This window comes from Pseudoduganella sp. SL102 (assembly GCF_027856995.1).
Lineage (GTDB): Bacteria > Pseudomonadota > Gammaproteobacteria > Burkholderiales > Burkholderiaceae_D > Rugamonas > Rugamonas albidiflava.
Genome location: NZ_CP115554.1, coordinates 1,280,889 through 1,304,841 on the forward strand (window position 1 = coordinate 1,280,889; position 23,953 = coordinate 1,304,841).

Below are 23,953 nucleotides of genomic sequence, written 5' to 3' on the forward strand. Positions count from 1 at the left end.
AGGATCAGCGCAGGACCAGTACCGGCAGCGTGGTGTGCGCCAGCACCTTTTGCGTTTCGCTGCCGAGGAACAGCTTGCTCAAGCCCGAGCGGCCGTGCGAGGCCATCAGGATGATGTCACAGTTGTACTTCTCGGCGGCGGCCACGATTTCCTTGTAGGGCGTGTGGGAGCTGACCACGATGCCCTCGAACGGCACGCCGGCGGTGGCGCATGCGATCTCGATCTTGTTGATATGGGCCTTGGCGGTCGCGGCGATCTGGGTTTCAAACACGTCGGCGTCCGGCACGACCGCATTGTCAGTTGCCGGCACGAACGGGAATGGCTGGGCGACGCAAACCGAGACGATGCGCGCGCCATGCACCTGGGCGAAGCGGATCGCGGCTTCGGTGGCTTTCACGGCCAGTTCCGATCCATCGGTCGGTAACAGGATGGTCTTGAACATAACGGTCCCCTTGCAAAGTTGGCAATGCCTCAGTGTAGGGGCGCGGCGGCATCAGGGGCGCACGCTTCGGATCGGATTCGAGGTTGCCGCACCCACCGCGAGCAGCACGCCGCCCACGGCGATACAGTAGAGTGCCGGGCGCACGCCGAGGTGGTCGCCCGCATAGCCGGCCACCAGCGCGCCCAGTGGCGCTACCGCCACCGTCAGGAAGCGCATCGTGGAGATCATCCGCCCCAGCATCTCGTCCGGCGTGACTTTCTGGCGCAACGCCTGGTAGGGGATGAAGAACAGCATGGCCCCCAGGTCGAAGAACAGCATGAGCAGCGCATAGGCCGCCGCGCTGTAGTTCGCGCTGCCGAACAGGTCGCGGGGAATCAGCGGCATCAGCACGAAGCCGAGCGCCATGGATGCCGTGCCGATCACGATCGTGATGCCAGCGCCGAAGCGGCGGTTCAGGGGCCGCAGCAGCAGCGAACTGGCGAACACGCCGATTCCGCCGAACATCTGCGCCGTACCCAGCATGCCGGCGCTCATGCCCAGTTCGCGCGTGGCGAACAGCACGAGCAGCGCCGAATACCCATAGAACAGGACGTGCCAGGCGCCGGCCACCCAGGCCAGCGCGCGCAGCAGCGGCTGGTGCCAGATGAACGAGAAGCCGGCGCGCACGTCGTGCAGCGGGTGGCGCTCGCTGGGCGGCGGCACCGCTTCGCGCATCTTCACGCGCCCGATATTCCATACCGAGATGAAGAACGTGGCCGCGTTGGCGATGATCGCCACCGGTGCCGTCAGCCACTGGATCAGGATGCCGGCGAGGCCGGGTGCCAGCAGTCGCGAAATGCTGTCCGTGCTGGCGAAGCGGGACTGCGCCTCGACCATCCGGTCGCGGCCGACGAGCAGCGTGAGGAAGATCTGTTCCGCGCCCCCGCCGATCACATTGCAGGCGCCCTGGACCGCCGCCACCGCATACAGCCACGGCATGCCCAGCAGGTCGAACCACCATGCCACGGGGATCGACGCCAGCGAGATTCCCTGTGCCGCCTTGCTGCCCAGCAGGATCGGCAGTTTGCGGCTGCGGTCCAGCAGCACGCCGGCAGGCAATGCGAAGATCGCGAACGGTATCGCCTGGCATGCGGTCAGCACGCCCATCTGCGCCGGCGTCGCATGGAGCAGCAAAACGGCGCACAGTGGCAGCGCAAGGGTGCCGACCTGCGAGCCAAAGCTCGTCAGTACCATGCTGGCCCAGTAGCGGCGGAAGTCGGTACTGGACAGGAGCGCATCGCTGCGCCAGCGTTCGGCGATGGAAGAAAAGAAGGGGAGCGGCATCGGTCGGCGGATCATACAACGATTAACAGTGACGGGCCGATGACGCTACAATCGGCCGATCCAACCGTCCCGGAGACAAGCATGCAATATGAAGACCTGATCGTCGAAGTCCATGGCAAGGTGGCCCTGATCCGCCTGAATCGGCCCAAGGCACTGAACGCGCTGAACGACCGCATGATGAACGAGCTGGGCGAGGCGTTCGCCGGCTTCGACAAGGATCCGCAGATCGGCTGCATCGTGCTGACCGGCAGCGAGAAGGCCTTCGCAGCAGGCGCCGACATTCCGGCGATGATCGACTACACCTACCAGGATACCTACCGAGACAACTACATTACCCGCAACTGGGAGCACATCCTCAAGGTTCGCACGCCGGTCATCGGCGCAGTGGCCGGCTATGCCCTGGGTGGCGGCTGCGAACTGGCGATGATGTGCGATTTCGTGATCGCGGCGGATACCGCGAAGTTCGGCCAGCCGGAAATCAAGATCGGCGTCACGCCCGGCGCCGGCGCCACCCAGCGCCTGCCGCGGGCAATTGGCAAGGCAAAGGCGATGGACATGCTGCTGACGGCGCGCACCATCGATGCGGCGGAAGCCGAGCGCACCGGATTGGTGTCGCGCGTGGTCCCGGCGGACAAGCTGATCGAGGAGGCGCTGGCCGCAGCGGGGACGATCGCCGCGATGCCGCTGTCGGTCGCCATGCAGATCAAGGAAGCCGTCAACGTCGCCTATGAAGTACCGCTGACGGAAGGGGTGCGCTATGAACGCCGGATGTTCCACGCCGCGTTCGGTACGCCGGCCCAGCGCGAAGGCATGCATGCCTTCCTCGAAAAGCGCTTGCCAAACTTCGACGGGCTTTGATATAGTTCTGTCCCTCGCAGCAACGCAGCTGTCACGAAAGTGAAACAAGCAAGTTGATGTGAGTGGATGAGAAGCTTGACGAATCGCACGAAACACCCGATAATCTCGCTTCTCTGCTGCTGACAAACACAACGATTTGTCAAGGGTTGATCCCGATAAGCGGCACCGCTGAAAAGCGAAGAATTCTTTAACAATCAACAGTCGATAAGTGTGGGCGTTTGATGTGATGTGCCCAGGACTTCGGTCCTGAAGCTCAAAATATAGCAACAAACGTCTGCACAAGAAATAAACGTAATCATCTTCGGATGATTCGTCAGTATTCTTGAGTAGATGACCTCCGATAGCAGTATCGGAAAAACAGAGATTAAACTGAAGAGTTTGATCCTGGCTCAGATTGAACGCTGGCGGCATGCTTTACACATGCAAGTCGAACGGCAGCGCGGGCTTCGGCCTGGCGGCGAGTGGCGAACGGGTGAGTAATATATCGGAACGTGCCCAAGAGTGGGGGATAACGTAGCGAAAGTTACGCTAATACCGCATACGATCCAAGGATGAAAGCAGGGGACCGCAAGGCCTTGTGCTCCTGGAGCGGCCGATATCTGATTAGCTAGTTGGTGAGGTAAAGGCTCACCAAGGCGACGATCAGTAGCTGGTCTGAGAGGACGACCAGCCACACTGGAACTGAGACACGGTCCAGACTCCTACGGGAGGCAGCAGTGGGGAATTTTGGACAATGGGGGCAACCCTGATCCAGCAATGCCGCGTGAGTGAAGAAGGCCTTCGGGTTGTAAAGCTCTTTTGTCAGGGAAGAAAAGGGTACGGCTAATATCCGTGCCTCATGACGGTACCTGAAGAATAAGCACCGGCTAACTACGTGCCAGCAGCCGCGGTAATACGTAGGGTGCAAGCGTTAATCGGAATTACTGGGCGTAAAGCGTGCGCAGGCGGTTTTGTAAGTCTGTCGTGAAATCCCCGGGCTTAACCTGGGAATGGCGATGGAGACTGCAAGGCTAGAGTTTGGGCAGAGGGGGGTAGAATTCCACGTGTAGCAGTGAAATGCGTAGAGATGTGGAGGAACACCGATGGCGAAGGCAGCCCCCTGGGTCAAGACTGACGCTCATGCACGAAAGCGTGGGGAGCAAACAGGATTAGATACCCTGGTAGTCCACGCCCTAAACGATGTCTACTAGTTGTTGGGTCTTAATTGACTTAGTAACGCAGCTAACGCGTGAAGTAGACCGCCTGGGGAGTACGGTCGCAAGATTAAAACTCAAAGGAATTGACGGGGACCCGCACAAGCGGTGGATGATGTGGATTAATTCGATGCAACGCGAAAAACCTTACCTACCCTTGACATGTCAGGAATCCTGGAGAGATCCGGGAGTGCCCGAAAGGGAACCTGAACACAGGTGCTGCATGGCTGTCGTCAGCTCGTGTCGTGAGATGTTGGGTTAAGTCCCGCAACGAGCGCAACCCTTGTCATTAGTTGCTACGAAAGGGCACTCTAATGAGACTGCCGGTGACAAACCGGAGGAAGGTGGGGATGACGTCAAGTCCTCATGGCCCTTATGGGTAGGGCTTCACACGTCATACAATGGTACATACAGAGGGCCGCCAACCCGCGAGGGGAGCTAATCCCAGAAAGTGTATCGTAGTCCGGATTGTAGTCTGCAACTCGACTGCATGAAGTTGGAATCGCTAGTAATCGCGGATCAGCATGTCGCGGTGAATACGTTCCCGGGTCTTGTACACACCGCCCGTCACACCATGGGAGCGGGTTTTACCAGAAGTAGGTAGCTTAACCGCAAGGAGGGCGCTTACCACGGTAGGATTCGTGACTGGGGTGAAGTCGTAACAAGGTAGCCGTATCGGAAGGTGCGGCTGGATCACCTCCTTTCTAGAGTCGGCACTGACCGCAAGGTCGTGCATCAAACGCTCACACTTATCGACTGTCGAATGAAGAAGAAACAGTAGCACCGCTAGTATGAATGCGGGTCTGTAGCTCAGCTGGTTAGAGCACCGTGTTGATAACGCGGGGGTCGTTGGTTCGAGCCCAACCAGACCCACCACGTATCAAGCGCATGTAATTCCCTGGGGGATTAGCTCAGCTGGGAGAGCACCTGCTTTGCAAGCAGGGGGTCGTCGGTTCGATCCCGTCATCCTCCACCAAAAGTCCAAACGTAAGTCGTCAGATTTAGGTTTGATCTTTTAGAGATCACTGCTGTTTCGTTCTTTAACAATCTGGAAGAAGTAAAGTTTTATTAAGCGTATTCAGCAATGAATACACTTAGGGTAGTGTTCCGAAAGGAACGCATACAAAAACTCATCAAACACAGTAGTAAATGCTTGAAGCTATAGCCGTCAAGGTTATAGGGACAAGTGAATAAGTGCACATGGTGGATGCCTTGGCGATTACAGGCGATGAAGGACGTAGAAGTCTGCGATAAGCTTCGGGGAGCTGACAAACGAGCATTGATCCGAAGATTTCCGAATGGGGAAACCCGGCCTTATAGGTCATCACTCACTGAATACATAGGTGTGTGAAGCGAACGCGGCGAACTGAAACATCTAAGTAGCTGCAGGAAAAGAAATCAACCGAGATTCCCAAAGTAGTGGCGAGCGAAATGGGAAGAGCCTGCATATGATAGTCGGACTGGTAGTGGAAGCCTCTGGAAATAGGCGCCATAGTGGGTGATAGCCCCGTACGCGAAACCAGACCGGTGGTACTAAGTATGCGACAAGTAGGGCGGGACACGAGAAATCCTGTCTGAATATGGGGGGACCATCCTCCAAGGCTAAATACTCGTAATCGACCGATAGTGAACCAGTACCGTGAGGGAAAGGCGAAAAGAACCCCGGGAGGGGAGTGAAATAGATCCTGAAACCGTGTGCATACAAACAGTCGGAGCGGACTTGTTCCGTGACGGCGTACCTTTTGTATAATGGGTCAGCGACTTACATTCAGTAGCGAGGTTAACCGAATAGGGGAGCCGCAGAGAAATCGAGTCCGAACAGGGCGCTAGTTGCTGGGTGTAGACCCGAAACCAAGTGATCTATCCATGGCCAGGTTGAAGGTGCGGTAACACGCACTGGAGGACCGAACCCACTAATGTTGAAAAATTAGGGGATGAGCTGTGGATAGGGGTGAAAGGCTAAACAAACTTGGAAATAGCTGGTTCTCTCCGAAAACTATTTAGGTAGTGCCTCAAGTATCACCATCGGGGGTAGAGCACTGTTATGGCTAGGGGGTCATCGCGACTTACCAAACCATTGCAAACTCCGAATACCGATGAGTGCGAGCTTGGGAGACAGACATCGGGTGCTAACGTCCGGTGTCAAGAGGGAAACAACCCAGACCGCCAGCTAAGGTCCCAAAGATTGGCTAAGTGGAAAACGAAGTGGGAAGGCTAAAACAGTCAGGATGTTGGCTTAGAAGCAGCCATCATTTAAAGAAAGCGTAATAGCTCACTGATCGAGTCGTCCTGCGCGGAAGATGTAACGGGGCTAAGCCAGTCACCGAAGCTGCGGATATGCATTTATGCATATGGTAGGAGAGCGTTCTGTAAGCCTGCGAAGGTGTCTTGTAAAGGATGCTGGAGGTATCAGAAGTGCGAATGCTGACATGAGTAGCGATAATGCGGGTGAAAAGCCCGCACGCCGTAAGCCCAAGGTTTCCTGTTCAACGTTCATCGGAGCAGGGTGAGTCGGCCCCTAAGGCGAGGCAGAGATGCGTAGCTGATGGGAAGCAGGTTAATATTCCTGCACCGTCGTATGATGCGATGGGGGGACGGATCGCGGAAGGTTGTCTGACTGTTGGAATAGTCAGTTTCTGGTTCATAGAAGGTGCTTAGGCAAATCCGGGCACATAATTCAAGGGACTGGGACGAGCGCCCATGTGGTGCGAAGCAATCGGAAGTGGTTCCAAGAAAAGCCTCTAAGCTTCAGTCATACGAGACCGTACCGCAAACCGACACAGGTGGGCGAGATGAGTATTCTAAGGCGCTTGAGAGAACTCGGGAGAAGGAACTCGGCAAATTGGTACCGTAACTTCGGGAAAAGGTACGCCCCAGTAGCTTGACTGCTTTACTGCAGAAGGGTGACAGGGTTGCAATAAAATGGTGGCTGCGACTGTTTAATAAAAACACAGCACTCTGCAAACACGAAAGTGGACGTATAGGGTGTGACGCCTGCCCGGTGCTGGAGGATTAAATGATGGGGTGCAAGCTCTTGATTGAAGTCCCAGTAAAACGGCGGCCGTAACTATAACGGTCCTAAGGTAGCGAAATTCCTTGTCGGGTAAGTTCCGACCTGCACGAATGGCGTAACGATGGCCACACTGTCTCCTCCCGAGACTCAGCGAAGTTGAAGTGTTTGTGATGATGCAATCTACCCGCGGCTAGACGGAAAGACCCCATGAACCTTTACTGTAGCTTTGCATTGGACTTTGAACCAATCTGTGTAGGATAGGTGGGAGGCTTTGAAGCGGGGACGCCAGTTCTCGTGGAGCCAACCTTGAAATACCACCCTGGTTTGTTTGAGGTTCTAACCTTGGTCCGTTATCCGGATCGGGGACAGTGCATGGTAGGCAGTTTGACTGGGGCGGTCTCCTCCTAAAGTGTAACGGAGGAGTTCGAAGGTACGCTAGGTACGGTCGGACATCGTGCTAATAGTGCAATGGCATAAGCGTGCTTAACTGCGAGACCGACAAGTCGAGCAGGTACGAAAGTAGGACATAGTGATCCGGTGGTTCTGTATGGAAGGGCCATCGCTCAACGGATAAAAGGTACTCTGGGGATAACAGGCTGATTCCTCCCAAGAGTTCATATCGACGGGGGAGTTTGGCACCTCGATGTCGGCTCATCACATCCTGGGGCTGTAGCCGGTCCCAAGGGTATGGCTGTTCGCCATTTAAAGTGGTACGTGAGCTGGGTTTAAAACGTCGTGAGACAGTTTGGTCCCTATCTGCCGTGGGCGTTGGAAATTTGAAGGGGGCTGCTCCTAGTACGAGAGGACCGGAGTGGACGAACCTCTGGTGTACCGGTTGTCACGCCAGTGGCATTGCCGGGTAGCTAAGTTCGGAAGAGATAACCGCTGAAAGCATCTAAGCGGGAAACTTGCCTTGAGATGAGATTTCCCGGAGCCTTGAGCTCCTTGAAGGGTCGTTCGAGACCAGGACGTTGATAGGTCAGGTGTGGAAGTGCAGTAATGCATTAAGCTAACTGATACTAATTGCCCGTACGGCTTGTCCCTATAACCTTGACGGTTATGAATCAATGATGATTCCTCGCATTTACTCTGTGATGAGAGTTACCCTCGCTTTACTTCTTCCGGATTGAGCAGTGACGTTGCCCTATAGGGGATGGCGCTGCATACAAGTCATGCCTGATGACCATAGCAAGTCGGTCCCACCCCTTCCCATCCCGAACAGGACCGTGAAACGACTTTGCGCCGATGATAGTGCTGCAACCAGTGTGAAAGTAGGTTATCGTCAGGCTGTTACATAGAAAAACCCCGCTAGCGTGTGCTGGCGGGGTTTTTTGCTTTTGGAATGCATGCTTTGTATTACATTGCAGACTTGGATAGGGGGCGCGAGTCTTTTTGCTCCGCCGGGCACTGCCGACGTCGCTCGTCAGGCTGTTATATAGAAAAACCCCGCTAGCGTGCGCTGGCGGGGTTTTTTACTTTTGTGCTTCATATTTTGTAATGCGCTGCGGGACTTTGCGCCAGGTCCCGAATCTGCGCTTCGCCGGGCTCGGCCCGACCTCGCCGCCGCAATCAGCGCAATAGCCCATCAGCGCGTGCCGCCCGGCTTTTTCCGTTCCGGGCGATCGGATCCAGCGCATGTTGTAGCTGGAATCGGCAGCGCGCAAGGCGTTGCCACGGACTGCAAGCTCAACGAACGACAGCTGGCATTGGATCACGTCCGATCTAAAGGGCGCGGGGAAAAAGACCCTTTCCGGCCACGCGACAGGGACGTTTTGTCCCATATTGCCGCATATTCGAGAGCATCCACGCAACTATAATTTCCTATATTATTGAATAATTCCCGAATAGAAACTAGTCCCAGTTTCTTATGTGAAACGAGTCATCGGATATTCAAATTCGCAGGCGGATCGACAATTAGATCATACAAAAACGTGCCGGCTTGATGTTGCGCGAAAAATATTTATTTGCAAGCCGCCTCATGTGGTCTGCCTAACACGCTGATATCCTCCCAATACAAATTTCTAATAACGATATCCGGAGGTTCCATGAAGCTCACTGCTCTTTCGCTGCTGACTGCCCTGGTCGTTTCCGACTATGCCTCGGCCGCAATCCGTACCGAAGTCACACGGACAACGCGAGGCGTCGTCCACGTCAAGGCAACCGACTACCGCAGCCTGGGATATGGCGCCGCCTATGCCTATGCCGAGGATAATGTCTGCATGCTGGCGGATACGGTGCTGACCGTGCGCGGCGAGCGCTCGCGTTACTTTGGCGGTACCGCGCATGCCACCAGCCCGCAGAATGGCGAATATGGTGCAGGGCTCGATTTATTCTTCAAACTGCCGAATGAACAAAGTGATTTTTTCTTCAAGGGGTATCTCGACCTTGACCAGCTGCGCGCCGGTTATGCGGCCGGCTCAGCGGACGTGCGTGAATTGCTGGCTGGTTTTACCGACGGATATAACCGTTATCTCAAGGATAAGCGGAGCAGCCTGCCAAAGGCCTGCAAGAATGCCGCCTGGGTAAAACCGATCACGGTCGACGATGTTTATCTGATGATTGCCGAGAAGGCATTGCATGCGAGTGGCGAAGCGTTTGCGGCGGCGATCGTGGGCGCCTCGCGTGATCCCGAAGAGCCGGTAACCCTGGCGAAGACCATGCCGAAAGCCGTGACGTCGATGCCGACCGGTATCCCGGCTGGTGTCGGCAGCAATGCGCTGGCCATCGGTAGTGAAGCGAGCGCAAACGGCAAGGGTATCCTGCTTGGCAATCCGCACTATCCTTGGTCCAGCACGGACCGCTTCTACCAGATCCACCTGACCGTTCCGGGCCGCTACGATGCGATGGGCGTGAGCCTGGGTGGATTGCCAATCGTTGCCATCGGTTTCAACCGCAATGTTGCCTGGTCGCATACCGTTACGGCTGCGAAGCATTTCACGACCTTCCGCCTGGCCCTCGATCCGTCCGACCCGACCGGGACGACTTATTATTATGACGGCGCACCGCGCAAGATGACGGAGCGGACGGTGAGCGTCGACGTGCTCCAGCCGGACGGTTCCGTCGTGGCCAAGCAGCGCACGTTCTATTTCAGCCACCAGGGCGCGGTGATCGTCCTGCCCCAGGCCGGGATCGGCTGGACGGCCGACAGCGCCTTTGTGCTGGGCGACGCCAACCGCCTCAACACCCGCCTCACGGAACAGTGGCTCAAGATGGGCCAGGCCGATGACGTCCATCAGCTCCAGGGCGCGATCCACGCGGTCAAAGGTCTGCCGTGGGTGAATACCGTCGCGGCCGACCGACGCGGCAATACGCTGTACAGCGACGGCAGCGTCGTGCCGCACATGACGACCGATAAATTCCTTTCACCCTGCCTGCTGGTGCCCGATCTGCTGGCATTCGACGGCACGCGCAGCGAGTGCGGCTGGGGGCAGGATGCCGGCGCGCCCGAAGGCGTATTCGGCGAGGCCAACGCGCCGGCCACCGTGCGCCAGGACTACGTGGGTAACTCGAACGATTCGTACTGGCTTTCCCATGCCCGCGAGCCGTTGACCGGGCCGGCGCCGTTCGGCTATTCGCCACTGTATGGCCAGGCCGGCGCGCCGGTGTCGTTGCGCACCCGGATCGCCTTCAAGCAGATCGAGAACATGCTCGAAGAGGAGCAGTTCGTGCGCATGGACGATGTGCAGGACCTGATGTTCAAGAACCGTGTCTATGCGGGAGAACTGGTGGTGCCGGCGCTGTTGAGAGCTTGCGCGAAAGCGCTCGACCTGCGCTTGCTGGCCCCCTGCGCCGCGCTGACCGGGTGGGACCGGAAGGCGGACGTCGACAGCCGTGGCGCGGTACTGTTCCGGGAATTCTGGAACATCGCCCGTACCAACCCCAACCTCTGGTCGATTCCGTTCGACCCGGCCGATCCAGTCAACACCCCGCGCAGCGTCGCTCCGGCCGCGGAACCGGCGCTCCTGGCGGCGCTGCGGACTGCCAGCGCGAAGCTGCAGGCCGCTGGCGTGCCGCTGTATGGGCGGCTGGGCGACTACCAGACCGAGACGCGCAACAACCGGCGCCATGCGCTGCACGGCGGCCAGGGTGATGAGGATGGAACGTACAGCACGCTGCAAATGCGCGGTGCGCTGACTCCGAAGGGGTACCAGGACGTGGCATGGGGCACCAGCTATATCCACCTGGTGGGCTTCGACAACGGTGGTCCGGTGGCGAAAGGATTGCTCGCCTACGGCCAGTCCGTCAATCCCCAGTCGGCGCACTATGCGGACCAGCTGCCGCTGTTCACCCAGAAGCGTTTGCCGACCCTGCCGTTTACCGAAGGGCAAATCAAGGCCGAGCGCATCCGCTCGCAAGTGCTGACGGAGCGCTGATACTCCGGCACAAGCCCAAAGCCAGGTGACAGTCAAGCGGGAAGTCACCTGCGCGCATTTGATGGCTATCAAAATCGCTGTCGGCTATACCCCCATGATGGACTGCATCTCAAGGGGGCTATCATGCGGATATCGACAATGCAGCAGCCGACAATGCAGCAGCCGACAATGCTGCAGCCGACGATGCTGCAGCCGGCCATACGGCAGCCGACCCTGCAGCAGCCGACGATACGGCGGCTCGGTTTGTCCTGGCTGCTGTTTGTCATGCTGTTTGTCATCACGGCTTGCAACGGTGGCGGCAACGACAGCGCGCAGGTACCGCCTGCCGGCCCGTCCGCGGAACTGACGCGTACCTCGTACGGGGTCGTGCATATCAGGGCGGCCGACTTCGCGGGGATCGGCTTCGGGCTGGCTTACGCCTATGCGCAAGACAATATTTGCATGCTGGCAGACAGCCTCCTGACCGTGCGCGGCGAACGATCCCGCTATTTCGGGGGAGACGCAATGCCCACCGATTCGGTCCACGGCGAATACAGCGTGGTCGTCGACTACCTCAACCTGCACAACTTCAACCTGCGCAACGAAGACAGCGACTTCTTCTTCAAGGCCTACCTCGATCCGTCGCGCCTGCGCGCAAGCTACGCGGGAGGGGGCGCCGAGACCAGGGCGCTCCTGTCCGGTTACGTCGCAGGCTATAACAGCTACGTGCGCGAACACGCGGGCAAGCTGCCCGCCGCCTGCCGCGGCGCGGCGTGGGTCAAGCCGATCACGGTGGACGATGTCTACCTGATGATCGCGGAAAAGGCGCTGCACGCCAGCGGGCAGTTGTTCGCCACCGAAATCCTTGCCGCGGCCCGTGACGAACCGCGGGGCACCATGGGCGGCGATGTGCGCGCGCCGACCTGGACGGCCCATGGCCTTGGCAGTAACGCCATTGCCCTCGGCGCGGAGACCAGCGTGGATGGGCGAGGAATGTTGCTGGCCAATCCGCACTATCCATGGTTCAACACGGACCGTTTTTACCAGGTACACCTAACCGTGCCCGGCGTCTATGACGTGATGGGCGTGAGCCTGGGCGGCATTCCGATCGTCGTCATCGGCTTCAACAAGGATGTGGCATGGACCCATACGGTAACGAAAGCCGCGCATTTCACCACGTTCCGCCTCCAGCTGGACAGCAGCGATCCCACCGGCATGACCTACCTCGTGGATGGTATTCCACAGTCAATCTCGGAACGGGTCGTGGAGGTACAGTCCCTGCAGGCGGACGGCACGCTGCGCACGAAACGCAAGATATTCCGCGAAACGCCGTTCGGCATGGAGATGGCGGCAGGGGGACTGCCCTTGGGCGGTAATGCGATAGTCGTGCTCGCGGACCCCAACCGCCATAACACTCGCCTTGTCGATCAATGGATCGCAATGGGCAAGGCGCGGAACACCGCCGCCTTGCGGGCCGCACTAGGCCGCATGGGGCTGCCCTGGGTGAATACCGTTGCCGCCGACCGGCACGGCGACACGCTGTACGCGGACTATAGTGTCGTCCCCCACGTCGTGCCGGAAAAGTTCGCGCCGGATTGCCTGCTGTTCGCTCCATTGCTGATGTTCGACGGTTCCCGCAGCCATTGCCACTGGGGGCAGGATTCGGGTGCGCCGCCGGGCATTTTCGGCAGCGCCAGTGCGCCGGTGCTGATGCGCCGCGATTATGTATCGAATTCGAACGACAGCTATTGGCTCACCAACAGCCGCCAGTTGCTGACCGGGCCAGGCAGCGGTTACTCGCCGCTGTACGGGCCGGTCGGCGTACCGCAGCACCTGCGTACCCGGCTGGCATTCGTCGAGCTGGACCAGCGGCTGGAGGAAAGCGGCCGGTTGAGCATGGACGACCTGCAGGCGCTGCTCTTTTCCAACCGCGTCCATGCCGCGGAGCTCGTCCTGCCCGACCTGCTTGCCGCATGCGGCGGCACGGCGGATCAAATGCTTGCCGGCGCTTGCGCGGCGCTGGCTGCCTGGGATCGGAAAGTCGACGCTGAAAGCAGGGGCGCGATCCTGTTCCGCGAATTCTGGCTGCAGGCGTCGGAGTCGCCTGCGTTCCTGTCTGCTTCATGGGCCGTGCCATTCGACCCGGCAGATCCGGTGAACACGCCCAGGGGCATTGCGCCGACAGCATTCCCGCCGCTGCTTGCCATGTTGCGCGCAACCGCGGCGCGGCTGGGCGAAATGGGCATACCGCTCGACGCGCCACTCGGGGAATACCAGACGGACGTCCGCAACGGGGGGCGGTATCCGATCCACGGCGGCATCGGCGACGTGGACGGTGTCCTCAATGCCCTGCATACAAAATCTTCGTTGACCGAAGAGGGGTATCGCGGCGTGGCATGGGGTACCAGCTACGTTCAACTGGTCGGCTTCGATGACCACGGCCCTGTCGCGCGGGGAATGCTGGCTTACGGACAGTCGACCGATCCCGCGTCGCCGTACTACGCGGACCAGCTGCCCCTGTATGGTTCAAAGCGGCTGGTGCCGCTGCCGTTCACGCAGGAGCAGATCCTCGCGGATGGGAACGTGCAACGATCGACGGTGTCAGACAAATAGGCCTTGCAGAGCCAGGCGGCGCTTGCTATAGTTCTGTCCCTGCCGCAACGCTGTAACGCAAGTGAAAGCGAAGCGAAAGAAAAAGAAGCTTGACGAATCGCACGAAACACCCGATAATCTTGCCTCTCTGCTGCTGACAAACACAACGATTTGTCGCCGGATGGAACGAAAGTTCACGAATCCGCAGCAAGCCCGAAGTTGAAATGCTTGGGCAGAATTCTTTAACAATCAACAGTCGATAAGTGTGGGCGTTTGATGTGATGTGCCTCCCGGACTTCGGTCTGGAATGCTCAAAATATAGCAACAAACGTCTGCACAAGAAATAAACGTAATCATCTTCGGATGATTCGTCAGTATTCTTGAGTAGATGACCTCCGATAGCAATATCGGAAAAACAGAGATTAAACTGAAGAGTTTGATCCTGGCTCAGATTGAACGCTGGCGGCATGCTTTACACATGCAAGTCGAACGGCAGCACGGGCTTCGGCCTGGTGGCGAGTGGCGAACGGGTGAGTAATATATCGGAACGTGCCCAAGAGTGGGGGATAACGTAGCGAAAGTTACGCTAATACCGCATACGATCCAAGGATGAAAGCAGGGGACCGCAAGGCCTTGTGCTCCTGGAGCGGCCGATATCTGATTAGCTAGTTGGTGAGGTAAAGGCTCACCAAGGCGACGATCAGTAGCTGGTCTGAGAGGACGACCAGCCACACTGGAACTGAGACACGGTCCAGACTCCTACGGGAGGCAGCAGTGGGGAATTTTGGACAATGGGGGCAACCCTGATCCAGCAATGCCGCGTGAGTGAAGAAGGCCTTCGGGTTGTAAAGCTCTTTTGTCAGGGAAGAAAAGGGTACGGCTAATATCCGTGCCTCATGACGGTACCTGAAGAATAAGCACCGGCTAACTACGTGCCAGCAGCCGCGGTAATACGTAGGGTGCAAGCGTTAATCGGAATTACTGGGCGTAAAGCGTGCGCAGGCGGTTTTGTAAGTCTGTCGTGAAATCCCCGGGCTTAACCTGGGAATGGCGATGGAGACTGCAAGGCTAGAGTTTGGCAGAGGGGGGTAGAATTCCACGTGTAGCAGTGAAATGCGTAGAGATGTGGAGGAACACCGATGGCGAAGGCAGCCCCCTGGGTCAAGACTGACGCTCATGCACGAAAGCGTGGGGAGCAAACAGGATTAGATACCCTGGTAGTCCACGCCCTAAACGATGTCTACTAGTTGTTGGGTCTTAATTGACTTAGTAACGCAGCTAACGCGTGAAGTAGACCGCCTGGGGAGTACGGTCGCAAGATTAAAACTCAAAGGAATTGACGGGGACCCGCACAAGCGGTGGATGATGTGGATTAATTCGATGCAACGCGAAAAACCTTACCTACCCTTGACATGTCAGGAACCTTGGAGAGATCTGAGGGTGCCCGAAAGGGAACCTGAACACAGGTGCTGCATGGCTGTCGTCAGCTCGTGTCGTGAGATGTTGGGTTAAGTCCCGCAACGAGCGCAACCCTTGTCATTAGTTGCTACGAAAGGGCACTCTAATGAGACTGCCGGTGACAAACCGGAGGAAGGTGGGGATGACGTCAAGTCCTCATGGCCCTTATGGGTAGGGCTTCACACGTCATACAATGGTACATACAGAGGGCCGCCAACCCGCGAGGGGGAGCTAATCCCAGAAAGTGTATCGTAGTCCGGATTGTAGTCTGCAACTCGACTGCATGAAGTTGGAATCGCTAGTAATCGCGGATCAGCATGTCGCGGTGAATACGTTCCCGGGTCTTGTACACACCGCCCGTCACACCATGGGAGCGGGTTTTACCAGAAGTAGGTAGCTTAACCGCAAGGAGGGCGCTTACCACGGTAGGATTCGTGACTGGGGTGAAGTCGTAACAAGGTAGCCGTATCGGAAGGTGCGGCTGGATCACCTCCTTTCTAGAGTCGGCACTGACCGCAAGGTCGTGCATCAAACGCTCACACTTATCGACTGTCGAATGAAGAAGAAACAGTAGCACCGCTAGGTACGCAAGTATCAACGACGCGGGTCTGTAGCTCAGCTGGTTAGAGCACCGTGTTGATAACGCGGGGGTCGTTGGTTCGAGCCCAACCAGACCCACCAAGTATCAAGCGCATGTAATTCCCTGGGGGATTAGCTCAGCTGGGAGAGCACCTGCTTTGCAAGCAGGGGGTCGTCGGTTCGATCCCGTCATCCTCCACCAAAAAGTCCAAACGTAAGTCGTCAGATTTAGGTTTGATCTTTTAGAGATCACTGCTGTTTCGTTCTTTAACAATCTGGAAGAAGTAAAGTTTTATTAAGCGTATTCAGCAATGAATACACTTAGGGTAGTGTTCCGAAAGGAACGCATACAAAAACTCATCAAACACAGTAGTAAATGCTTGAAGCTATAGCCGTCAAGGTTATAGGGACAAGTGAATAAGTGCACATGGTGGATGCCTTGGCGATTACAGGCGATGAAGGACGTAGAAGTCTGCGATAAGCTTCGGGGAGCTGACAAACGAGCATTGATCCGAAGATTTCCGAATGGGGAAACCCGGCCTTATAGGTCATCACTCACTGAATACATAGGTGTGTGAAGCGAACGCGGCGAACTGAAACATCTAAGTAGCTGCAGGAAAAGAAATCAACCGAGATTCCCAAAGTAGTGGCGAGCGAAATGGGAAGAGCCTGCATATGATAGTCGGACTGATAGTGGAAGCCTCTGGAAATAGGCGCCATAGTGGGTGATAGCCCCGTACGCGAAATCAGACCGGTGGTACTAAGTATGCGACAAGTAGGGCGGGACACGAGAAATCCTGTCTGAATATGGGGGGACCATCCTCCAAGGCTAAATACTCGTAATCGACCGATAGTGAACCAGTACCGTGAGGGAAAGGCGAAAAGAACCCCGGGAGGGGAGTGAAATAGATCCTGAAACCGTGTGCATACAAACAGTCGGAGCGGACTTGTTCCGTGACGGCGTACCTTTTGTATAATGGGTCAGCGACTTACATTCAGTAGCGAGGTTAACCGAATAGGGGAGCCGCAGAGAAATCGAGTCCGAACAGGGCGTTAGTTGCTGGGTGTAGACCCGAAACCAAGTGATCTATCCATGGCCAGGTTGAAGGTGCGGTAACACGCACTGGAGGACCGAACCCACTAATGTTGAAAAATTAGGGGATGAGCTGTGGATAGGGGTGAAAGGCTAAACAAACTTGGAAATAGCTGGTTCTCTCCGAAAACTATTTAGGTAGTGCCTCAAGTATCACCATCGGGGGTAGAGCACTGTTATGGCTAGGGGGTCATCGCGACTTACCAAACCATTGCAAACTCCGAATACCGATGAGTGCGAGCTTGGGAGACAGACATCGGGTGCTAACGTCCGGTGTCAAGAGGGAAACAACCCAGACCGCCAGCTAAGGTCCCAAAGATTGGCTAAGTGGAAAACGAAGTGGGAAGGCTAAAACAGTCAGGATGTTGGCTTAGAAGCAGCCATCATTTAAAGAAAGCGTAATAGCTCACTGATCGAGTCGTCCTGCGCGGAAGATGTAACGGGGCTAAGCCAGTCACCGAAGCTGCGGATATATTTCTCGTAATTTATTACTTGATCTATATGGTAGGAGAGCGTTCTGTAAGCCTGCGAAGGTGTCTTGTAAAGGATGCTGGAGGTATCAGAAGTGCGAATGCTGACATGAGTAGCGATAATGCGGGTGAAAAGCCCGCACGCCGTAAGCCCAAGGTTTCCTGTTCAACGTTCATCGGAGCAGGGTGAGTCGGCCCCTAAGGCGAGGCAGAGATGCGTAGCTGATGGGAAGCAGGTTAATATTCCTGCACCGTCGTATGATGCGATGGGGGGACGGATCGCGGAAGGTTGTCTGACTGTTGGAATAGTCAGTTTCTGGTTCATAGAAGGTGCTTAGGCAAATCCGGGCACATAATTCAAGGGACTGGGACGAGCGCCCATGTGGTGCGAAGCAATCGGAAGTGGTTCCAAGAAAAGCCTCTAAGCTTCAGTCATACGAGACCGTACCGCAAACCGACACAGGTGGGCGAGATGAGTATTCTAAGGCGCTTGAGAGAACTCGGGAGAAGGAACTCGGCAAATTGGTACCGTAACTTCGGGAAAAGGTACGCCCCAGTAGCTTGACTGCTTTACTGCAGAAGGGTGACAGGGTTGCAATAAAATGGTGGCTGCGACTGTTTAATAAAAACACAGCACTCTGCAAACACGAAAGTGGACGTATAGGGTGTGACGCCTGCCCGGTGCTGGAAGATTAAATGATGGGGTGCAAGCTCTTGATTGAAGTCCCAGTAAACGGCGGCCGTAACTATAACGGTCCTAAGGTAGCGAAATTCCTTGTCGGGTAAGTTCCGACCTGCACGAATGGCGTAACGATGGCCACACTGTCTCCTCCCGAGACTCAGCGAAGTTGAAGTGTTTGTGATGATGCAATCTACCCGCGGCTAGACGGAAAGACCCCATGAACCTTTACTGTAGCTTTGCATTGGACTTTGAACCAATCTGTGTAGGATAGGTGGGAGGCTTTGAAGCGGGGACGCCAGTTCTCGTGGAGCCAACCTTGAAATACCACCCTGGTTTGTTTGAGGTTCTAACCTTGGTCCGTTATCCGGATCGGGGACAGTGCATGGTAGGCAGTTTGACTGGGGCGGTCTCCTCCTAAAGTGTAACGGAGGAGTTCGAAGGTACGCTAGGTACGGTCGGACATCGTGCTAATAGTGCAATGGCATAAGCGTGCTTAACTGCGAGACCGACAAGTCGAGCAGGTACGAAAGTAGGACATAGTGATCCGGTGGTTCTGTATGGAAGGGCCATCGCTCAACGGATAAAAGGTACTCTGGGGATAACAGGCTGATTCCTCCCAAGAGTTCATATCGACGGGGGAGTTTGGCACCTCGATGTCGGCTCATCACATCCTGGGGCTGTAGCCGGTCCCAAGGGTATGGCTGTTCGCCATTTAAAGTGGTACGTGAGCTGGGTTTAAAACGTCGTGAGACAGTTTGGTCCCTATCTGCCGTGGGCGTTGGAAATTTGAAGGGGGCTGCTCCTAGTACGAGAGGACCGGAGTGGACGAACCTCTGGTGTACCGGTTGTCACGCCAGTGGCATTGCCGGGTAGCTAAGTTCGGAAGAGATAACCGCTGAAAGCATCTAAGCGGGAAACTTGCCTTGAGATGAGATTTCCCGGAGCCTTGAGCTCCTTGAAGGGTCGTTCGAGACCAGGACGTTGATAGGTCAGGTGTGGAAGTGCAGTAATGCATTAAGCTAACTGATACTAATTGCCCGTACGGCTTGTCCCTATAACCTTGACGGTTATGAATCAATGATGATTCCTCGCATTTACTCTGTGATGAGAGTTACCCTCGCTTTACTTCTTCTGGATTGAGCAGTGACGTTGCCCCATAGGGAACGGCGCTGCGTACAAGTCATGCCTGATGACCATAGCAAGTCGGTCCCACCCCTTCCCATCCCGAACAGGACCGTGAAACGACTTTGCGCCGATGATAGTGCTGCAACCAGTGTGAAAGTAGGTTATCGTCAGGCTGTTATACCGAGGAAGGCCCGAAATGCACTGAGCGCGATCTTGAGCGCGCTCAGGCTTTTCGAGGCTTTTTTCATTTCTAAGGTAAGTCAGGTAATAAAGGATTCTGGCACCGCGCCTAATGCGCGAGCCGAACCGGTCAAGTCTGATGACCATAGCATGTCGGTACCACCCCTTCCCATCCCGAACAGGACCGTGAAACGACTTTGCGCCGATGATAGTGCTGCAACCAGTGTGAAAGTAGGTTATCGTCAGACTAGTTATACCGAGAAAAGCCCACCAGTGATCTGGTGGGCTTTTTTCATTTCTACTCATGGATTGTCGTGCAGTTGAGCTTCGTTTCAAGCTGTCGAATGCGCCGATTGCTCCGCCGGGCACTGCCCGACGTCGCTGCTGCAACCAGTGTGAAAGTAGGTTATCGTCAGACTAGTTATACCGAGAAAAGCCCACCAGTGATCTGGTGGGCTTTTTTCATTTCTACTCATGGATTGTCGTGCAGTTGAGCTTCGTTTCAAGCTGTCGAATGCGCCGATTGCTCCGCCGGGCACTGCCCGACGTCGCTGCTGCAACCAGTGTGAAAGTAGGTTATCGTCAGACTAGTTATACCGAGAAAAGCCCACCAGTGATCTGGTGAGCTTTTTTCATTTCTACTCATGGATTGTCGTGCAGTTGAGCTTCGTTTCAAGCTGTCGAATGCGCCGATTGCTCCGCCGGGCACTGCCCGACGTCGCTGCTGCAACCAGTGTGAAAGTAGGTTATCGTCAAACTAGTTATACAAAGATACCCCGCCAGTGATCTGGCGGTTTTTTTTTACTTTAATGTGCCAGTAAAAAGCCGACCAGTGATCTCGTCGGCTTTTTTCATTACTGCGCCGTAATGGTGACTACCACCGCGGTGCCATCTGCTCGCCCGGCATGGCGTCGTAAGGAGAAGCCCAGCCGGGAATCGCTTTCAGCCTTTCGACCCAGGCGCCGATGTGGGGCCAGCGGCCGGCGATGTCGATGCCGCTCTCGTCTTGCGGGAAGAACTGATAGCCGCTCAGGGAAAAGTCCGCGATGGTCGGGCTGTCGCCTACAATGAATTCGCTGGTGGACAAGTGCCTGTCGACGATATTGAATGCGCCTTCGATCCGGCCCAGCAGGAACTTCATCACGACAGGATCGGGTTCAACCTTGCCAAATGCCTTCATGAACCGGTAGGTCGCGAAATAGCTGGTGAATTTGTGGTTATCGAACAGCAGCCAGCGCAGCACTTCGAACTGCTCGCTTTCCGTGGCGCCGCCAAAACGGCCGTGTTTTTTCGCCAGGTGCGTGAGGATCGCGCCGGATTGCGTCAGCCGCAGGGGGCCGTCTTCCAGGATAGGCACTTCGCCCATCTCGTTGTGTTCATCGCGCCAGGCCGGGTCGGTGCTGATGCCCTTGAAAAAGTCCACGTAAACGGTATCGAAGGGCACGTCCAGCGCGCGCAGCATGAAGGCAACCTTGAAGGCGTTTCCTGACTGGCCGAAGCAGTGAAGACGGTACATGGAATCCCCCATTTAATTATCGTTCCGTCATCATAATTCACATCGCGCCCGTTGGGGGCGGCAAGCTCACTGCGATGCCGATTGCTCCGTCGCCGCGACCACGGTGACCGGCTCGGCGGCCTTGGTACCGCGGCTGATGCTCTCGCCATCGTTCTTGCGCAGCGTCCAGAACATGCCGGCGGAAAGGATCGTCAATCCGGCCAGCGTCAGGAAGGCATGGTGCAGCGCGCTCGTCAGCACGACCCGGTCGGTCTGCGGCATGTCGCCCAGGTACCACCCCGTGATCAGCGAGCCGCAGGCCAGGCCGAAGCTCATCGACAATTGCTGCATCGAGCTGGCCATCGTGCTGGCCATGCCGGAATCCTTCTGGTCGACATCCGCATAGGCGATCGTGTTCATGCTGGAGAACTGCAGCGAATTGAAGAAGCCCTGGCAGAGCGACAGCGTGACGATCATCCAGATCGGCGTGCCCAGCTGCACGAACGAGAACATCGCGATCGTTACGCCGATCAGCGCGGTATTCACGATCAGCACCTGCCGATAGCCGAACCTGGCCAGCAGCCGCGCGGAAAAGAACTTCATGAACATGGCCGCCGCGGCCGACGGCATCATCAGCAGGCCCGATTGCCATGCCGGCAAGCCGAGGCCCAGCTGGTACAGCAGCGGAAGAAGGAAGGGCAGGCCGCCGACACCGAGCCGCGTGAAGAACCCGCCCAGCACCGATACGCGGAACGTGCGGATCTTGAACAGCTGGAGGCGCAGCAGTGGAAATTCCTCGCGCATGGCGTGCCATGCATATGCCGCCAGCAGGCAGACCGAGATCACGAACAGCACGCCCCACGACGTGATGTCGAGCCGGTGCTCGCCGAAGATCTCCAGCAGCCATGACAGCAGCGCGACACCGGTGCCGAACAGGATCAGCCCCATCACGTCGAGCGGGCGCTGTTCTTCGCTGCGGTAGTCGGGCATGTATTTGTGGGCCAGCCAGATCGCCGCCACGCCGACCGGCACATTGATGAAGAAGATCTCGCGCCAGGACATCCAGTGCACGATCAGGCCGCCGACCGTGGGCCCCAGCAAGGGCCCGATCAGCGCGGGGATGATCACGAAGTTCATCGCTGTCAGCAATTCCGCCTTGGGAAAGGTGCGCACGATGGTCAGCCGGCCCACCGGCATCATCATCGCCGCGCCGAAACCTTGCAGCAGCCGCGCCGCCACCAGCATCGGCGAGTTCACGGAGAGGCCGCACAGCACCGACGCGATCGTGAAGATGGCAATCGCCGTCATGAACACGCGCCGCGTACCGTAGCGGTCCGCCATCCAGCCGCTGACGGGAATCGCCACGGCGAGGCTGAGGATATAACTGGTGACGACGGCCTTGAGGCTCAGCGGCGTCACCATCAGGCTGGCCGCCATGCTGGGAATCGCGGTATTGACGATCGTGGAGTCGAGTTGCTCCATGAAGAGGGCCGAGGCGACGACCCATGGCAGGTAACGCTTGGTGATGGTTTCTGTGCTGGACATTGAACGGCTGCAGGATGCTGCAGGGTTGGCTGCAGGGTTAACTGAGTAAGAGTCGTCCAGCGATTGTTGCATAAAGCGGCAAAGCGCGAAGCGCGTTGCCGCCGTGGCCCTACTTCAGGGGTAGCAGCGCCTCCAGCAAGGGAGCAGTGGCGTCGGCCAGCCGTTCCAGGCTTGCTTCGCGCAGTGCGCCCAGGTCGACACCCCGGTCGCCGCGCAGTCCCGCCCAGTGCAGCAGTGCGGCGCAGGCACCCGGCGCATCGAACACCCCGTGCAGGTAAGTGCCCAGCACTTGCCCGTCGGGCGACACGGCGCCCTCGGGACGGCCATCGATCTCGAATGCCGGGTGGGCAAGCGCGCCGCCGGTCGAGACGCCCATGTGGATTTCATAGCCGGTCACCGGGGCGTCGGCGAACAGGCAATGGCCGCCCACCTGCTGCAAACGCTTCTCCTGCGACATCGCGGTCGTCATGTCGAGCAGGCCGAGGCCGGCCGAGTCGCCAGGCGCGCCTTCCACGCCATGGGGGTCCAGTACCGACCGCCCCAGCATCTGGAAGCCGCCACAAATGCCGATGACCTTCCCGCCGTAGCGAAGGTGGCGGGCGATCCGTTCCGGCCACCCCTGCGCGCGCAGCCAGGCCAGGTCGCCACGCGTGTTCTTGCTGCCAGGGAGGACGATCAGGTCCGCCGGTGGGATCGCATGGCCCTCGCGGATGAATTGCAGGTCCACGTCCGGATGGGCGCGCAACGCGTCGAAATCCGTGTGATTGCTCATGCGGGGCAGGCTGGGCACCACCACCCGGAACGCCCCCTGGTGTTCCTGTACCGGCTGCACCGCGTCCTCCGCATCGAGGAACAGGCCATGCAGGTAAGGCAGCACGGCCAGCACCGGCTTGCCGGTCTGCGCTTCGAGCCAGTCGAGGCCCGGTTCCAGCAGCTTGATGTCGCCGCGGAAGCGGTTGATGACGAAGCCGATCACGCGTGCCCGTTCACTCTCCGACAGGCAGGAGAGCGTGCCCACGAGGTGCGCGAACACGCCGCCGCGGTCGATGTCGGCCACGATCACCACCGGGCAGTCGACGGCCTCCGCGAACCCCATGTTGGCGATGTCCCGGTCGCGCAGGTTGATTTCCGCCGGGCTGCCGGCACCCTCGACGATGACGGCGTCGTATTGCGCAGCCAGCCGCGCATGCGATTCCAGCACGGCGGCCATGGCCACGGTCTTGTACTGGTGGTAGTCGCGCGCATTCATCTCGGCGCGCACCTTGCCATGGATGATCACCTGGGCACCGATGTCGGACGAGGGTTTCAGTAGCACCGGATTCATGTCGGTGTGCGGAGCGATGCCCGCCGCCTGCGCCTGCAGGGCCTGCGCGCGGCCGATCTCACCGCCATCGCTGGTGACCGCGCTGTTCAGTGCCATGTTCTGCGGCTTGAACGGCGCCACCGACACGCCATGGCGCTTGAGCAGCCGGCACAGTGCCGCCACCACCGTACTCTTGCCGGCGTCGGACGTGGTGCCCTGCACCATCAGCGTTTTGTAGGGGAAGCGCATG

The 23,953-nt window shown here is 57.4% G+C and carries 9 protein-coding genes, 4 tRNA genes and 7 rRNA genes; 14 read left to right on the forward strand and 6 right to left on the reverse strand.

From position 1 onward, the window contains the following. Positions 1-4 precede the first annotated feature (4 nt). Both OU994_RS05405 and OU994_RS05410 read right to left on the reverse strand, forming a co-directional pair. A complete protein-coding gene (locus tag OU994_RS05405; protein ID WP_131147810.1) occupies positions 5-442 on the reverse strand; it encodes a universal stress protein in 438 nt (145 codons plus the stop codon). A gap of 51 nt (positions 443-493) precedes the next feature. Next, the gene (locus OU994_RS05410; RefSeq protein ID WP_281609935.1) at positions 494-1,765 is read right to left on the reverse strand and encodes an MFS transporter; all 1,272 of its coding nucleotides are present in this window, start codon (positions 1,763-1,765) and stop codon (positions 494-496) included. Positions 1,766-1,846: 81 nt separating this feature from the next. Here OU994_RS05410 and OU994_RS05415 point away from each other — a divergent pair, with 81 nt between their 5' ends. The 6 genes from OU994_RS05415 to rrf (OU994_RS05440) all read left to right on the forward strand — a co-directional run bounded on the left by OU994_RS05415 (position 1,847) and on the right by rrf (OU994_RS05440) (position 8,117). Beyond that, complete coding sequence (locus OU994_RS05415; protein ID WP_281609936.1) at positions 1,847-2,623, forward strand: enoyl-CoA hydratase; 777 nt, start codon at positions 1,847-1,849, stop codon at positions 2,621-2,623. A gap of 366 nt (positions 2,624-2,989) precedes the next feature. Beyond that, positions 2,990-4,520 (forward strand): 16S ribosomal RNA (locus OU994_RS05420). Between the two features lie 95 nt (positions 4,521-4,615). Further along, positions 4,616-4,692: transfer RNA gene (locus OU994_RS05425), tRNA-Ile, on the forward strand. Positions 4,693-4,716: 24 nt separating this feature from the next. Continuing rightward, positions 4,717-4,792, forward strand: a tRNA-Ala gene (locus OU994_RS05430). 204 nt (positions 4,793-4,996) lie between these two features. After that, a 23S ribosomal RNA gene (locus OU994_RS05435) occupies positions 4,997-7,873 on the forward strand. Positions 7,874-8,004: 131 nt separating this feature from the next. After that, positions 8,005-8,117, forward strand: a 5S ribosomal RNA gene (gene rrf, locus OU994_RS05440). The 16S, 23S and 5S rRNA genes sit together here with 2 tRNA genes alongside, the layout of an rRNA operon. Positions 8,118-8,301: 184 nt before the next feature. Here rrf (OU994_RS05440) and OU994_RS05445 read toward each other — a convergent pair. Beyond that, entirely contained in the window at positions 8,302-8,610 is a 309-nt protein-coding gene (locus OU994_RS05445) for a hypothetical protein (protein WP_281609937.1), read from the reverse strand. Between the two features lie 264 nt (positions 8,611-8,874). On the opposite strand from OU994_RS05445, the gene OU994_RS05450 reads away from it, so the two are divergent. The 8 genes from OU994_RS05450 (at position 8,875) to rrf (OU994_RS05485) (ending at position 19,608) form a co-directional block, all read left to right on the forward strand. Further along, positions 8,875-11,202, forward strand: a complete 2,328-nt coding sequence (locus OU994_RS05450) for a penicillin acylase family protein (protein ID WP_281609938.1) — start codon at positions 8,875-8,877, stop codon at positions 11,200-11,202. A gap of 168 nt (positions 11,203-11,370) precedes the next feature. After that, positions 11,371-13,794, forward strand: coding sequence for a penicillin acylase family protein (locus OU994_RS05455; RefSeq protein WP_281609939.1), 2,424 nt, complete (start codon positions 11,371-11,373; stop codon positions 13,792-13,794). A 403-nt stretch (positions 13,795-14,197) separates the two neighbouring features. Then, a 16S ribosomal RNA gene (locus tag OU994_RS05460) occupies positions 14,198-15,728 on the forward strand. Positions 15,729-15,835: 107 nt separating this feature from the next. After that, positions 15,836-15,912 (forward strand) — tRNA-Ile (locus OU994_RS05465). A gap of 24 nt (positions 15,913-15,936) precedes the next feature. After that, positions 15,937-16,012, forward strand: a tRNA-Ala gene (locus tag OU994_RS05470). A 205-nt stretch (positions 16,013-16,217) separates the two neighbouring features. Continuing rightward, positions 16,218-19,109 (forward strand): 23S ribosomal RNA (locus OU994_RS05475). A 131-nt stretch (positions 19,110-19,240) separates the two neighbouring features. Further along, positions 19,241-19,353 (forward strand): 5S ribosomal RNA (rrf, locus tag OU994_RS05480). A gap of 142 nt (positions 19,354-19,495) precedes the next feature. Continuing rightward, positions 19,496-19,608, forward strand: a 5S ribosomal RNA gene (gene rrf, locus OU994_RS05485). A gap of 626 nt (positions 19,609-20,234) precedes the next feature. Here rrf (OU994_RS05485) and OU994_RS05490 read toward each other — a convergent pair. From OU994_RS05490 to OU994_RS05500, 3 genes are all read right to left on the reverse strand, one after another. After that, a complete protein-coding gene (locus tag OU994_RS05490; protein WP_281609940.1) occupies positions 20,235-20,888 on the reverse strand; it encodes a glutathione S-transferase family protein in 654 nt (217 codons plus the stop codon). 54 nt (positions 20,889-20,942) lie between these two features. Next, positions 20,943-22,400, reverse strand: a complete 1,458-nt coding sequence (locus OU994_RS05495) for a DHA2 family efflux MFS transporter permease subunit (RefSeq protein ID WP_131147805.1) — start codon at positions 22,398-22,400, stop codon at positions 20,943-20,945. A 109-nt stretch (positions 22,401-22,509) separates the two neighbouring features. Then, the gene (locus tag OU994_RS05500) at positions 22,510-23,952 is read right to left on the reverse strand and encodes a cobyric acid synthase (RefSeq protein ID WP_281609941.1); all 1,443 of its coding nucleotides are present in this window, start codon (positions 23,950-23,952) and stop codon (positions 22,510-22,512) included. Position 23,953: the final 1 nt, after the last annotated feature.